This is a genomic window from Bradyrhizobium sp. CCBAU 051011, from assembly GCF_009930815.1.
Taxonomy (GTDB): Bacteria; Pseudomonadota; Alphaproteobacteria; order Rhizobiales; family Xanthobacteraceae; genus Bradyrhizobium.
The window spans coordinates 1352601-1367264 of the sequence record NZ_CP022222.1; the positions used below are offsets into that span (position 1 = coordinate 1352601).

Consider the following 14664-nt stretch of genomic DNA (forward strand, 5'->3'; position numbering starts at 1 on the left):
GCGCTCGTCCGGTATCTCCTAGCCAGCACGCGCGAATACAGAGATCTGCTGAATACAGAGATCTGCTAACGACGCAATGCCGCAAAGTGGCGGCTTCAAAAGGGGTGACGCGGAGCGACGGACGAGTCTGCTTCGGCTCGGGTCGGCGCGCATGGTTTACCGAGATGATCCCTTGCTCGTTTTTGGGCGCAGGCTGGGCCCATGGTGCGCAGGTCCTGCGTGAAGAGGAAGGCATTCTGCTGTGCCGTGCCTGCCGTGAAAGCGGCGACGACGAGCGCCAGATCGTGCTGGCCGTGCTGCCGGCAGCGGAGCATCCAAATCCGCAGAGCCTTGATCGCCTCACACATGAGTTCGGGTTGATAAACGAGCTGGACGGCGCCTGGGCAGCGAAGCCGCTGGAACTCTTGCAGGATCACACCCGGACCATTCTTGTGCTTGAAGATTTCGGCGGCGAGCTGCTCACCAGGCTGATGGACGCGCCAATGGAGATGGGGAACTTCCTGCGCGTCGCCGTCCAGATCGCAGCAGCGTTGGGTAAGGTCCATCAGCGCGGTCTTGTGCACAAGGACATCAAACCTGCCAACATCCTGGTGAATCGCACCCAGACGAGCGTGCGGCTCACCGGCTTCGGCGTTGCGTCGCGCCGGCCGCGTGAACGACAGTCTCCGGCGCCTCCCGAATCCATCGCGGGGACGCTTGCCTATATGGCGCCAGAGCAGACCGGGCGCATGAACCGCTCGATCGACTCCCGCAGCGACCTGTATTCGCTCGGCATCACGCTCTACCAGATGCTCACCGGCTCGCTTCCCTTCACCGCGACCGATCCGATGGAGTGGGTGCACTGCCATATCGCCAGAAAGCCGGCACCGCCATGCGATAAGTTTGAAGACATCCCACTCGTGGTTTCGCGAATTCTCATGAAGCTGCTCGCCAAGATGGCCGAGGAACGCTACCAAACCGCGGCCGGCGTCGAGCGGGACCTGCGGCGCTGTCTTGCAGAGTGGGAGCGTCAGCACCGCATCGACGATTTCCCGCTCGGACAGCACGATGCCCCCGACCGGCTGCTGATTCCCGAAAAGCTGTACGGGAGGTCGCACCAAGTCGAGACCTTACTCGCCTGTTTCGGCCGCATCGTCGAGAGCAGCGTGCCGGAATTGGTGCTGGTCTCGGGATATTCTGGCATCGGCAAATCCTCGGTCGTCAATGAACTGCACAAGATGCAGGTCCCCTCTGGCGGCCTTTTTGCATCAGGCAAATTCGACCAGCACAAACGCGATATCCCGTATGCTACGCTCGCGCAGGCGTTCCAGAGCCTCGTTCGACCGCTACTTGGTAAAAGCGATGCGGAGCTGAGCAGGTGGCGCCGCGACTTTCTGACGGCGCTCGGCCCCAATGCACAGCTGATGGTCGACCTGATCCCCGAGCTCGAGCTCATTGTCGGCCAACAACCGCCGGTTTCGGAGCTTCCACCACAGCAGGCGCAAAGCCGTTTTCAGGAGGTGTTGAAGCGGTTCATCGACGTCTTTGCCCGCCCCGCGCATCCGCTGGTGCTGTTCCTCGACGATCTGCAATGGCTCGACGCGGCGACGCTCGACCTGCTTAAGGATCTTTTGACGCGGGCGGATCTGAAGCACCTCATGGTGATCGGCGCCTATCGGGACAACGAGGTCGACCTCTCTCATCCCCTGACGCGCATGCTCGACGTCATCAACACCGCGGGTGGAGCGGTCACGCAGATCACGCTTGCGCCGCTCGGCAGGGAGGACCTCGGGCAGTTGCTCGCGGACGCGCTTCGCTGCGCGCCGGAGCAGGCGGCGCCGTTCACGCAGATGGTGCTCGAGAAGACCGGCGGCAATCCGTTCTTCGCCATTCAGTTCATGTTCTCGCTCGCTGAAGAGGGACTGCTCGCCTTCGACCACGACACGGCCTGCTGGTCCTGGGATCTCGATCGTATTCACGCCAAGCGATACACCGACAACGTCGTGGACCTCATGCTCGGAAAGCTCACCCGCCTTCCGGCCGCGACGCAGACCGCCGTGCAGCAAATGGCCTGCCTCGGCAACATCGCCGAGACGGCGATGCTTTCGATCGTGCTTGGAATTCCGGAGGAGCAGCTCCATGCCACTCTGTGGCCGTCCGTTCATCAGGAATTTGTCGAGCCGCAGCCAGGTGCTTATCGGTTCGTTCACGACCGTTTCCAGGAGGCGGCTTATGCGCTGATTCCCGAGCACGAGCGGCCGGCAGCCCATCTGCGGATCGGCCGACTACTCGCGGCGCGGACAGCACCGGAAGCCCTTGAGGAAAAGGTCTTCCAAATCGCGAGCCAGCTCAATCGCGGCGCTGCCTTGATTACCGAGGCGGAAGAGCGGGAGAAGTTGGCTGAGCTGAACCTGTTGGCCGGCCGGCGCGCCAAGGCGGCAACGGCTTTCGCCATGGCGCTCGCCCACTTCAGCGCCGGAGACGCGATGCTGTCGAAGGACCGTTGGGAGCGGCATTACACGCTCAGCTTCGAGCTGGCCTTGCAACGTGCGGAGTGCGAATTCGTGACCGGCGAGCACGCCGCCGCCAAAGCCCGCCTTGCCGAACTGGCGGGCCGTGCCGCTAGCCTTCCCGACTTGGCCGCCGTCACCCGACTGCAGATGGAACCAAATGACCGCGACATCGAAATCGGCCTCGCTTATCTGCGCCGTGTCGGCATCGCCTGGCCGACGCAGCCGACATCGCAGGAGGTCGCGCGGGAGTATGAGCGCATGTGGAGGCACATCGGTGAGCGCGCGATCGAGGCGCTGCTGGATCTGCCCCGGATGACCGATCCGATCGCACGCGGCACCATGGACGTCCTTACCGTGCTGGTGTCGCCCGCATGGTTCATCGACGAGAACCTGCGCCGCCTCATCATCGCGCGCATGACGAACTTAAGCCTGGAGTTCGGCAACTCCGATGCGTCGTGCCTCGCCTATATCCTACTCGGCACCGTGCTTGGGCCTGACTTTCACGACTACGAGGCGGGCTACCGCTTCACCCAGCTCGGCCTTGACCTGGTCGAAAGATACGGATTGGACCGCTTCAAGTCGCGCGTCTATCTCGGCTTCGGCAGCTGGACACGCCATGTCCGGACAGGGCGGCCGCTGCTGCGGCGGGCCTTCGACGCGGCGCAGCAGGACGGCGACTTCAACTATGCGAGCTTTAGCCGCCACCACCTCATGACGCATCTTCTTGCCTGCGGCGATCCGCTCGCCGAGGTGCAGCGGGAGGCCGAGGCCGGCATCGACTTCGCGCGCCGGGCGCGCGTTGACCTTGCCGTCGCCAGGATCATCGGGCAGCTCCAACTGGTCCGGATGCTGCGCGGCCTGACGGCCAAATTCGGTAGCTTCGATGACGACGATTTCAGCGAGGCGGAGTTCGAGCGACGTCTGGAGTCGGAGCCGCAGCTGGTGCATGCCGGCTACTGGTACTGGATCCGCAAGCTGCAGGCGCGCGTCCTTGCCGACGATCCGACCGCCATCGCGGCAGCGGCGAAGGCGGAAGGGCTGCTGTGGACGTCGAAGGCGCTGTTCGAGCGGGTGGAGCTGCATTTCTATGCCGCGCTGGCACAGGCGGCGCACAGCGATTCAGCTTGCGCCGAGGAGCGCGCCCTGCGTCTCGAAGCCATGGCACCCCATCACGATCAACTTCAGCAATGGACCCGCATCTGCCCGGGGGACTTCGCGGACCGTGCGGCGCTCGTGGAGGCGGAGATCGCCCGCATCGCAGGCCGCGAGCTCGATGCGATGCGTTGCTACGATCGGGCCATCGCCGCAGCGCGCACGAGCGGCTTTTTCCATAACGAGGCAGTTGCCAACGAGCTCGCCGGACGGTTCTATGCAGCGCAAGGGTTCGAAAAGATCGCGAATGCCTATCTGCGCGACGCGCACTACGGATATCTCCGCTGGGGTGCCGATGCCAAGGTGGCGCAACTCGAGCGACTTTACCCGCGACTGCATGTGGTGGAAGACGACAGCGCCGTCGCGAAGGCGAGCGGCCCGGTCCCGCAACCGGACGTCACTGCTGTCGTCAGGGCGTCGCAGGCCGTATCGAGCGAGATCGAGCTACCGAGGCTCATCGAGTCATTGATGAAGATCGCGCTGCAGAATGCAGGCGCGGATCGCGGCCTGCTGATCCTGTCACGCCAGGACGACTTCCGGATCGAGGCGGAGGGCCAGTCGAGCGGCGATGAGTTCACGATCGCGATGCGCGAGGCGCCCGTCTCTGGTCCCGATTGTCCGGAGGCGCTGCTGCGCTATGTCATTCGCACGCAAAAGCCCGTCATCATCGATGACGCGTCGCGGCCCGATCCGCTCTGCGACGCAGGCTATATGAGTCGCCGGCACCCCAGATCAATCATGTGCCTCCCACTGATCAAGCAGGCCAAGCTGATCGGGTTGCTCTATTTCGAGAATAGCCTGACCACGCACGCTTTCACTCCCGACCGTGTCGCGGTGCTGGAAATGCTGGCAGCTCAAGCCGCGATTTCGCTTGAGAACACCCTGCTCTACCGCGATCTGCAGGAACGCGAGGCGCGCATTCGACGACTCGTCGATTCCAACATCATTGGGATCCTGTTCTGGGATGCAGACGGTAACATCAGCTACGCCAACCAGGCCTTCCTGACCATGACCGGCTACTCCAGGGAGGAATTGGTGTCCGGAGCGGCCAGCTGGAAGGAGATGACTCCGGCGGAATACGAAATTGGCGACGTACAGCGGATTGATCAACTTCGTCTGTCGGGAGAGGTTGCGCCCCGCGAGAAGGAGTTCCTCAGAAAGGACGGCAGCCGAATTCCCGTGCTGGTCGGCTCAGCCGCGATGGCGGGTTCTCCTGATCAAAACGTCTCCTTCGTGCTCGATCTGACAGAACGCAAGCGGGCGGAAGCTGAAGCGCGCGAGAGCGAGCGGCGCTATCAGGAAATGCAGCTTGAGCTGGCGCACGCGAACCGGGTCGCAACCATGGGTCAGCTCACCTCTTCGATCGCCCATGAGGTCAGCCAGCCTATCAGCGCTGTTGCCATCAGCGCCAGCGCGGCCTTGAACTGGCTCCGCCGGAATCCGCCTGATCTCGAAGAAGCGCGAACATCATTAGAGGCTATCGTCAAGGACGCGTATCGCAGCGGCGAAGTGATTAGCCGACTTCGCGCACTCTTCAAGAAGGCGCCGCCGCGCAAGGAGCACCTCGATCTCAACGAGGCGATCGATGAGGTGATTGTTCTGACCGGTGGCGAGGCACTCAAAAACGGGATTTCGGTGAAGACGCAACTTGCGGACGGTTTGCCGCTCATCGAGGGCGATCGTGTGCAGCTACAACAGGTTTTGCTCAACCTCGTTGTCAACGCGATCCAGGCAATGGCCACGATCGCTGACAGGGCGCGAGACCTGCTCATTACCACCGCCTCGGTCGGATCGGACTCCGTGCTCGTCCGGGTTGCTGATTCCGGGCCCGGCCTCGATCCACAGATGCTCACGCATGTTTTCGATCCATATTTCACCACCAAGCCTCACGGCCTGGGCATGGGCTTGGCGATCTGTCGTTCCATTATCGAGGCCCACAACGGACGCTTGTGGGCGAGCGCCAATGAGCCCAGCGGCGCCGTCTTTCAGTTCACGTTGCCGGCGGATCCTGGCGGCGGACTCTGACCAGGCTCGGATGCGCAAGCACACTGCCCAAAACCACAAGCCGACCTGATGGACCGACTGTGATCTGCTTTCAGTTCGCCGACAGATGGACCACATTCCATGAGGCCGGCTTCAACGTCACTTGCATCCGCGTCCCATCGATGGTGACGCCCAGCAACGGCGCGGGCTTCACCCGCTCCGGCACGTCCCTGGTATTTGTCGCCTGCAAATTGTCGTGGCGCAATTCAAGCGCCTCGCTCATGGCGAGCGGGCCAAAGCTCCGCGCCTCGAGGTTCACCTCTATCTCCTGCGTCAGGTCGCGGTTGAGCATGAAGAGGGAAAGACTCCCGGCTCCTCCCGCAACGGCCGCGATCTTGAGATACGGCACGTTCGGCACCGGAAAGGTGAAGTCGTGGATACCACGCGGATCGTAATAGGACGAATCGTAGCTCTCCGACTCGACCTGGGTCCGCAGAACCTTGCCGCGGCCAAGACGGCTCATTTGCGCGAACGGAAAGAAGATGGTCTGGCGCCAGGCGCGGCCGCCGGTCTCGGTCATGATCGGCGCGATCGCGTTGACGAGCTGCGCAAGACAGGCCGTTCTCACCCGATCGGCGTGATTGAGCAGCGAAATGCAGGCGCCGCCGAAGGCGAGCGCATCCTCCATCGTGTAGACTTCCTCCAGGATCGGCGGCGCCACCGGCCACCCCTCCTTGACCCTGTCGGCCCGGTTGCGGCGGGTCCGATACCAGACATTCCATTCATCGAAACTCAGCATCATGCGCTTGGTGGAGCGCCTCTTCGCCGCCACCGCGTCGGCGAGCGCGACAACCTCTTCGATGAAGCGGTCCATCAGGTCGGGGCTGGCGAGGAACGATGCCGTGTCCTGCCTGTAGTTATTGAGATAGGTATGAAGCGAAATAAACTCGGCATGATCGAAGGTGTGCTGGATCACGGTGTCTTCCCACTGGCCGAACGACGGCATATTTCGCCCGGACGAACCGCACGCCGCAAGCTCGATGGTTGGATCGACCCACCGCATCATCTTGGCGGCTTCGCGCGCCACCGCGGCATAGGCTTCGGCGCTCTTGTGCTCCATTTGCCATGGGCCGTCCATTTCGTTGCCAAGGCACCAGAACCTTACATTGTGTGGCTTCTCCCAGCCATGGGCGCGGCGCAGATCCGACCACACTGACCCGCCCGGATGATTGCAGTACTCGACCAGGTTGCGCGCCGCGTCCCCGCCCCTGGTGCCGAGGTTAACCGCCATCATCGGCTCGACCCCGGCGGCCTTGCACCAGTCCATGAATTCATTGGTGCCGAAGCTGTTGGGTTCGGTGCTGAACCACGCAAGGTCGAGCCGCGCTGGGCGTTTGTCCACCGGCCCGACGCCGTCTTCCCAATTGTACCCGGAAACGAAATTGCCGCCGGGATATCGGATGATGGTGGGGCCGAGCTCCCTGACCAGCGCCAGCACATCGCCGCGAAACCCGTTTTTGTCCGCCGTTGGATGACCAGGTTCGTAGATGCCGCCATAGACGCAGCGTCCCAGGTGCTCGATGAAGGCGCCGAACAAACGCGGGTCGGTATGGCCGATGGCAAAATCGCGATCCATCAGCACGTTTGCTCTTCTCATGTTCGCCTCTCGGATGCGCGGTCGCTGGTGAGATTGCTCATACGGACGGAATTGTCTGTCGCGACTTCAGCCAACAGCGCGGCTTCGCGCAACTGACGGGAATAGGGATGCTGCGGCGCATTCAACACCGTTCTCGCATCACCGCTTTCGACGACGCTGCCCTTCTGCATGATCATGATGCGGTCGCTGGCATAATATGCCGTCGCCAGATCATGGGTGACATAGATGATGGAGATGTCGAGATCGTCACGCAACGTCTTGAACAGGTTGACGATGGATATGCGCAAGGACGCATCGATCATGGACACCGGCTCGTCGGCCACGATCAGCTTGGGGTTTGCCAGCAGCGCACGAGCGATCGCGACCCGCTGGAGCTGTCCGCCGGAGAGCTCGTGTGGGTATCGATGGCTAACTTCCTCCAGCGACAGTCCTACCTTGTGCAGCGCATCGTCAACGGCCGTCCGGGACGTGACCCGCCGATCGGCCGCGATGAAGCGGCGCTGTGTCATGAACAGATAGCGATCGAGCCGCTTCAGCGGATTGAAGGATTCGAACGGATTCTGGAAGATCGGCTGCGCCTTGTGCATGAAGGCCAGCCGCTGGGCTCCAGTGCGGATTGTCGCAAGGTCGACGCCGTCGAACAACAATTTGCCGCTGGTCGGCGTCTCGATATTCAGGATCATCCGCGAGAGCGTGGTCTTGCCACTTCCGGACTCACCGATGATTGCAAATATCTCTGGCCGCCCTGCGTCGAGCTGGAAGCTCACGTCCTTGACGGCAGCAATCCGCTGGCCCGACAGCAGTCCTCTCCGGGTGAAGGTCTTGCTGACCTGGCAAACATCAAGCAGCAGGTCGCTCATGCCTCATCACTCCGGTTGACAGCAAAGCAGGCGACGCGATGCGCGGGTGTGGTCTTCAGCGTCGCGGGGACCTTGTGCCTGCAAACCTCCATCGCCAGCGGGCAGCGCGGATGGAAGCGGCACCCCGGAGGCGGATCGGAGAGACTTGGCGGGCTGCCTTCAAGTCCCTCGCGGGGAACGTTATCGCCGATGCGAGGCAGGCTGGAAATGAGATGCCTGGTGTAAGGGTGCAGCGGGTTGCGGAAGATCTCTGCTGTTGTGGCCTCCTCGATCAGGCGGCCGGCATACATGATGCCGAGGCGGTCGGTCACATGCGCGTGGACGCCCAGATCATGGGTGACCAACACGACCGATGAGCCCATCTCGCGCCGAATGCCGCTGATCATGCCAAGCACTTCCTTCTGCACCACGACGTCGAGCGCGGTGGTGGGTTCGTCGGCTAGGATGACTTCAGGGCGGCAGATGGTGGCGAGCGCAATGGTGGTACGTTGACGCATGCCGCCGGACAGCTCATGCGGGTAGGCCGCCAGCACCGACGGGTCAAGCTTGAGGCGCGCCAGATGGGCGACCACCTGCTGTTCGAATTGCTTGCGGCTCACGCCGATATGCGGATATGCGAAGTCGACGAAGGCCGCCCGCAGCCGACGCAGCGGATTCAGCACGTTCATCGAGCCTTGCGTGATGTAGGACAAATGTCGCCAACGGATCCGCGCCACTTCCGCGGCCGGCGCGCGGTGCAGTCCGCCATAGCCAGGCAGGAAAGCGAATTCCACCCGGCCGCCGACCACCTCCAGTGGTGGCCTGACTGCCCCCGCGATCGTCTTGATCAGCGTGGTCTTGCCGGAACTGGATTCGCCGGCGATTCCGTAGATCTCGCCGCGGCGGAGCGCGAAACTGATGCCGTCGACAGCCTTGACGTCGCGCTTGACACCAAAGCGATCGGTCCGGAAATAGGCCCGCAGGTCGCGCACCGACAGGATCGGCTGCGCGACGTCGCCCTGCTGCGCCTGCGTCGTCTCGGCCGGCATCACGTGGCCCCTCCGAAGCTGCGGTGACGGTTGCGCGGATCGATATAGTCGTTCATCGACACCGCCAGCAGGAACAGCCCGATGAAGGTCATGATCACCGCGATCGTCGGAAACGCGATCCACCACCAGACTCCCGCCACCATTGCGGTGTGCTGGTTGGCCCAATAAATCATGCCGCCGATCGTCGGCGTGTTGATATCGGTGAAGCCCAGCACCGCCAGCGTCACCTCCAGCCCGATTGACCATACCATGTTGTTCATGGTCGTCGAGAAGACGATCGGCATCACATAGGGCAAGTGCTCCTGAACCAGGATCTCGCGCGTGCTCATGCCGGAGAACAGGCTGCTCTGAGTGAATTCGCGGGCCTTCAGGCTCATGGCCACCGAGCGGATCAGCCGCGCGTCATAGGCCCAGCCGAGGCCGGCCATGATCAGGGCCAGCAGCAGCCAGGACATGCGGTCACGCATCACGAAATAGAACAGCACCAGGATCGGCAACAGCGGGATGACAATGAAGGTATCGTTCACCGCCATCAGCGCCCGATCAATCCAGCCGCCCTTGTAGCCGCTGAGCAGCCCGATCGCGAGCGCCAGCAGGCGGCTGATCAATGCCACGGTGCATCCGAACAGCAGGGTATTGCGAATGGCAAAGGTCAGCTGCCAGAACACGTCCTGGCCGCGCGACGTGGTGCCGAACCAATAGATCAGCGACGGCGGCACATCCGGCGGCACCAGATAGACATCCTGCGGGGGATAGGGCGAGAAGCTCGCCAGCACCGACAGCAGCAGCACGACGGCGATCAGCACGGCGCCGATCCGAAATTCGGCGTGGTAACGCCAGAGGTCACGCAGGATCACGACCATCAGCTGACCTTCACCCTGGGATCGAGCAGCGGATACAGAAGATCGATAACGAGCACGCCGGCGGAAACCCCGAGGATGGAAACGGTGGTCACGCCGAGCACGAGCCCGTAGTCCCCCGCATAGACCGCGTCGACCAGCAGCGAACCGACACCGGGATAGCCGAATACCTTTTCGGTGATCACCGCACCGTTGAAGATTCCACCGAGCGAGATGGCGAGCCCGGTCAGCTGCGGCGGCAGCGCGTTGCGCATCACATAGGCTGACAGGACGCGCCAGGATCTGACGCCCGCCAGTTCGGCATAGACAACATAATCCTCGGTCACGATGTTGGACACCAGCGCGCGCATCCCGAGAAACCAGCTGCCCACACCGATCAGGATCAGCGAGAGCGCGGGCAGGATAGCGTGCTGCAGCACGCTGCTGACGAAGTCGAACGTCAATGTCTGCGGCAGGTTCATCGCCGAACCGCCGGTGATCGGCAGCACGGGCCAGAGGAAGCCGAACACGATCAGCAGCACGAGCGCCAGAATGTAGTAAGGGATGGGGTGCAGCCCCATGGCGATCACGCCCATCAGCTTCAGCCCGCGGCTTTTCTGATAGTAGCCGGCAAGTCCGCCGAGCAGGCTGCCGAGCCCCCAGGCGACGATAGTGGAGACCGCGAGCAGTCCGGCGGTCCAGGGTAGTGCACGGCCAATTAACGTCGCGACGGGCGTTGGAAACGCCGACATCGAGGGACCGAAGTCGGCGCGCAGGATCCGTTTCCAGAACGCCAGATATTGCTGGGCGGGCGAGCCGCCGAGTCCGTAGAGCTCGCGCAGCGAGGTGCGCATCTGCTCGATCGCATCCGGAGCCGTGTTGGCATAGGAGGTGACCGCCGAGATCGACTGTTCGATGGGATCGATCGGCGTGGAATGGGTTATCACATAAGCGAGATTGATGCCGATGAAGACCACGAGCACGAACTGCGCCAGCCGCCGGGCAACATACGCGACATATCCGCTCATCGATGCTCCCAGGATGCCGGACCGAGGGATTCGGACAGACGCGACCGGCCGTCCGATTGATACCGTCGCCGCCTTCTCTTCACGTCCTAAAGCGCAATGAGATTGGGTTGAATCGTCAATGCGCTTTAGCTCCTTGTTTGGGCATGATCTTTTCGGAAAACCGCTTCACACTTTTCCGGATCATGCCTTAGCCGGCCGGCTTGAGCTTAACGAGCATATAACGCGAATTGCCCCAGTTCGGCACCGGATTGGTGTAGGGGTTTTCCGACGTCGGAAATCCCGTCCAATAGGTCTGGTCCATCGCGGTGAAAACGCTGTACGCCATCAACGGAATGGTTGGCATCTCTTTCACGGCGAGCTTAATGTAGTCCTTGCCAAGCTCGATCGACTTCGGATCATCAAAGCCCACCATCCGGATGCTCTCGATGATCTTGTCGAGCGCGGGATCCGACCAGCGCTGCCAGTTGCGCAGTGGCTGCGATTTGCCGGGCTCCGCCACGAACTGCGAATGCCAACTGTCGAGGAAGTAGGACAGGTCGGGGTGGCCGCCCCAGGTTTCGACGCTCCAGCCGATGAATGTGTCGAAATCGCCGGCCGCCCGCCGCGTCGGCAGCGTCCCCTGCGCCACATCGATCCGTGCGTCGATGCCGGCCTGTTTCCATAACTGCACGATCATGGTCCCGGCCCGCGTCATCACCGGGCGCAGGTCGCCTTCCACCATGACGCGGATAGTGAACGGCCTGCCGTCCGGCATGGTCCAGGCGCCGCCGCGTTTGCTGAAGCCGGCCTTCTCCAGAAGCTCCTGCGCTGCCTGCGGATCGACCTTCCACCAGCCCATGCCGAAAGCACGGGCGATCTCCGCGGGATTGGACGGAATCTGCTCGCCCATCGAAGGTCGCAGCATGTCGGCGATCTGCTTGCCGATCGTCGGATCGTACGGCTTGATCTTGCGCTTGCCGGTGTCGATCTCGAATGCCTTCAGCCATTCTTCCATCGGCTGATGATACGTTGCCGGATGGGCGCCGGTCGGCGGCACGCCGATCGCCGATATGGTGGCGGCGCCGCGATAGGCTGCCATCGACACCGCCTTGATGTCGATCAGAAGCGCCAACGCCCATCGCACGTCAGGGTTCTTGAACAACTCGTTCTGGGTATTGAAGATCACCGCCGGCAGCGTCGGATCGGGATGGCCATAAGGGAAACCCTTGAACCAGGCCCGCGTCATCTTGCTTTGCTTGGCGAGAGCAAACATGCCCTCGGGCGCGATGTCGTGGATCACATCGAGCTCATGGTTGAGCTGCGCAATGACCCGCTTGTCCGGCGGGCCGGGATCGATGTAGGCGAGAAATTTCGGTCCAGGCTTGCCGTAGCGCCCGAGCGTGGTGCGCTGCCAATCGTCGCGCAATTGCCAGCTGTACCATTTGCCGTCGGGGTCGTAGCTGTTCAGCACATAGGCGCCGAGCGAAACCGGCTTGTTGAAATCGAACTTGACTGGATCGTCCACCTTCTCGAAAACATGCTTGGGCAGGATCCACACCGCCCCCCAGCGCACCGTGAAGTTGGCGTGAAAGCGTGAGTTTGGCTTCTTGAGCTTGAACACCACCGTATAGGGATCCGGCGCCTCGACGGACGCCACGTTGCTCGCGAGCACCGCGCTGAAGCGCATCCCCGGATGCTTGATCTGGGTCATCACCGTCGCGACGACGTCATCTGCGGTGAACTCGATGCCGTCGCTCCAGAAGATGCCCCTGCGAAGCTTCGCCGTCATCGCGGTGAAATCGGCATTGTACTGCGGCTTGTCGGCGGCGAGCGAGTTGTCCCAGACGCCTTCGAGACCGCTTTCAGGGTCGATGTACCAGAGCGTATCGAGGGCAACCTGCTGCAGCCCGTTCGACTGGGATCCTGCATTGATAGCCCAGATGTTGAACCATCCGGCGTTCTTGACGGTCCCTTCCGGGTTTTCAAGGATCAGCAGTTCCTTCCGGGGAATGTTTCGCGAAGTGCCCTGCGCATGGCCTGAATTCGCTAACAGGAATGGCAGCGCCACGAGAGCGCACGCAACCAGCAGAAATGCACGAAAACAGCGCATCATCTTCCTCACGGGTGCAGTTGGCTCGACGCTTGTGCGACGAATGCTAGAGGCGTCAAAAAAGAGTAACAATAGAAATCTTGGACCAGAGGCGAAGATCGGTTCCCCGTTTACGCGCACATGTCTGGGCTGCTCGGGAGATAACTCTGTGCCAGAGCCTACAGTCGGCTATGAAGGCAGCCAGGAACAGAGCGCGCACCTCGGTAGAATACGTTTCAGAACAGCCGTCGTGCGAAACAATCCACTGAATCGCAAGCGCATTCAGCATGGAATTAAGCCACCGCCCGGTACAGTTGGTTCGGTCAGGCGCCGGATGGAGAGCGCCCGTGAGCTGCCCCGGACGCCATGCGCTGAGGGGCGAGTGCCGCAGGAGAACTGCAGGTGGAGGTGACCGAGTGTCTCGACCGGTTGGTCGCATTTCAGTCGATCGTCGGTACCTGCAACCGCGCAATCGTCAACTGCTCGTTGCCGAGCTTGCCGGACGCGGCCTGAAGGTCGACTACCACTCGGTATGGGACTTCGTGCATGCCGAGAAGCTCAGCTTCAAAAAAAGCGTGGTGGCTGGCGAACGCGATCGTCCCGACGTGGCGCGTCGGCGCGCCCAGTGGACAAAGTAACAAGGTCGCGTCAAAGCCGAACGGCTGGTCTTCATCGACGAGACCTGGACCCGGACTGATATGGCTCCCTTGCGGGGATAGGCGCCACGCGGGCAAAGGCTTCCCGCCAAGGTTCCTCACGGCCGCTGGAAGACCATGACCTTCCTGGCGGCCCTGCGCCATGACCGGATCGATGCGCCATGGTTCATCGAGGGGCCGATCGATGGCGCGAGCTTCCGGGCCTATGTCGAGAAGGTTCTGCTGCCCACCCTTCGGCCCGGCGATGTCGTCATCATGGACAATCTCGGAAGCCACAAAGGCAAGGTCGTGCGTCAGCTCATTCGCTCCGCCGGCGCCAAGCTGTTCCTCCTGCCAAAATACTCACCTGACCTGAACCCGATTGAACAGGTCTTTGCCAAGCTCAAGCATCTGCTCCGAAAGGCTGCCGCCGGAACCGTCGATACGGTCTGCACCGCCATCGGTGAGGCCCTCGACGCCTTCACACCCGAAGAATGCGCCAACTACCTCAAAAATTCAGGCTATCAACCTAATGCCATCGCGCTTTAGGCGATTGTCGGCCAGGGGCACCATTCAATGCCAACGATCGCCGGTTACCTGCGGGATTCCTGCCACAACATCAGGCCGGTTCTTTTCGAGCCAGGCCACAGCCTCCGAGCCATCGACGATACACTCGAATGTTTCCCAGGTCGGATCCTCCAGGGATTCTAGCTGGAGGCGCTTCGCCGCGTACTCGACGAGGTCATGGACGCGTTCGTATCCTCGTCGGTGCTCCACGGACTCTGCGATCGCTGTGCTGGCCCACCCTCGTTGGGCCAAATCGACAATGCTTGGAGCATCGGCCTCGCTGAACCATGGTGTGGCATCGAACTCGACACACAGGATATTATCGGCGGTATGGCAAGTAGCGCGGATCATTGGG

At 62.0% G+C, this 14664-nt stretch carries 8 protein-coding genes and 1 pseudogene; 2 read left to right on the top strand and 7 right to left on the bottom strand.

The genetic code is table 11. The features are described 5' to 3' along the window. Positions 1–164: 164 nt before the first annotated feature. Positions 165–5669: an ATP-binding sensor histidine kinase gene (locus tag ACH79_RS06500; protein ID WP_161850271.1), complete on the top strand. Its 5505-nt coding sequence runs from the start codon at positions 165–167 to the stop codon at positions 5667–5669. 70 nt (positions 5670–5739) lie between these two features. On the opposite strand, the gene ACH79_RS06505 is transcribed toward ACH79_RS06500, so the two are convergent. From ACH79_RS06505 to ACH79_RS06530, 6 genes are all read right to left on the bottom strand, one after another. Continuing rightward, positions 5740–7284, bottom strand: coding sequence for an alpha-N-arabinofuranosidase (locus ACH79_RS06505; RefSeq protein ID WP_161850272.1), 1545 nt, complete (start codon positions 7282–7284; stop codon positions 5740–5742). Continuing rightward, on the bottom strand, positions 7281–8144 hold the full coding sequence (locus ACH79_RS06510) for an ABC transporter ATP-binding protein (RefSeq protein ID WP_161850273.1): 864 nt from the start codon (positions 8142–8144) through the stop codon (positions 7281–7283). Before ACH79_RS06510 ends, ACH79_RS06505 begins: the two co-directional genes overlap by 4 nt. Continuing rightward, a complete protein-coding gene (locus ACH79_RS06515; protein WP_161850274.1) occupies positions 8141–9172 on the bottom strand; it encodes an ABC transporter ATP-binding protein in 1032 nt (343 codons plus the stop codon). The genes ACH79_RS06510 and ACH79_RS06515 overlap by 4 nt, the downstream gene beginning before the upstream one ends. Further along, positions 9172–10035 (bottom strand): ABC transporter permease, encoded by an 864-nt coding sequence (locus ACH79_RS06520; protein ID WP_161850275.1) that lies wholly within the window; start codon positions 10033–10035, stop codon positions 9172–9174. Before ACH79_RS06520 ends, ACH79_RS06515 begins: the two co-directional genes overlap by 1 nt. Next, positions 10035–11039, bottom strand: a complete 1005-nt coding sequence (locus tag ACH79_RS06525) for an ABC transporter permease (RefSeq protein WP_161850276.1) — start codon at positions 11037–11039, stop codon at positions 10035–10037. Before ACH79_RS06525 ends, ACH79_RS06520 begins: the two co-directional genes overlap by 1 nt. Positions 11040–11226: 187 nt before the next feature. Further along, the gene (locus ACH79_RS06530) at positions 11227–13128 is read right to left on the bottom strand and encodes an ABC transporter substrate-binding protein (protein ID WP_161850277.1); all 1902 of its coding nucleotides are present in this window, start codon (positions 13126–13128) and stop codon (positions 11227–11229) included. Positions 13129–13589: 461 nt separating this feature from the next. Here ACH79_RS06530 and ACH79_RS06535 point away from each other — a divergent pair. Next, positions 13590–14291: pseudogene (locus tag ACH79_RS06535) on the top strand (IS630 family transposase); the annotation flags it as partial. A gap of 24 nt (positions 14292–14315) precedes the next feature. Here ACH79_RS06535 and ACH79_RS06540 read toward each other — a convergent pair. After that, complete coding sequence (locus tag ACH79_RS06540) at positions 14316–14660, bottom strand: hypothetical protein (protein WP_161850278.1); 345 nt, start codon at positions 14658–14660, stop codon at positions 14316–14318. Between the last annotated feature and the right edge of the window lie 4 nt (positions 14661–14664).

Coding starts and splice junctions, on each gene's coding strand:
- ACH79_RS06500 (WP_161850271.1), top strand. CDS start 165: ATGATCCCTTGCTCGTTTTTGGGCGCAGGCTGGGCCCATGGTGCGCAG.
- ACH79_RS06540 (WP_161850278.1), bottom strand. CDS start 14,660: ATGATCCGCGCTACTTGCCATACCGCCGATAATATCCTGTGTGTCGAG.
- ACH79_RS06505 (WP_161850272.1), bottom strand. CDS start 7,284: ATGAGAAGAGCAAACGTGCTGATGGATCGCGATTTTGCCATCGGCCAT.
- ACH79_RS06515 (WP_161850274.1), bottom strand. CDS start 9,172: ATGCCGGCCGAGACGACGCAGGCGCAGCAGGGCGACGTCGCGCAGCCG.
- ACH79_RS06510 (WP_161850273.1), bottom strand. CDS start 8,144: ATGAGCGACCTGCTGCTTGATGTTTGCCAGGTCAGCAAGACCTTCACC.
- ACH79_RS06530 (WP_161850277.1), bottom strand. CDS start 13,128: ATGCGCTGTTTTCGTGCATTTCTGCTGGTTGCGTGCGCTCTCGTGGCG.
- ACH79_RS06525 (WP_161850276.1), bottom strand. CDS start 11,039: ATGAGCGGATATGTCGCGTATGTTGCCCGGCGGCTGGCGCAGTTCGTG.
- ACH79_RS06520 (WP_161850275.1), bottom strand. CDS start 10,035: ATGGTCGTGATCCTGCGTGACCTCTGGCGTTACCACGCCGAATTTCGG.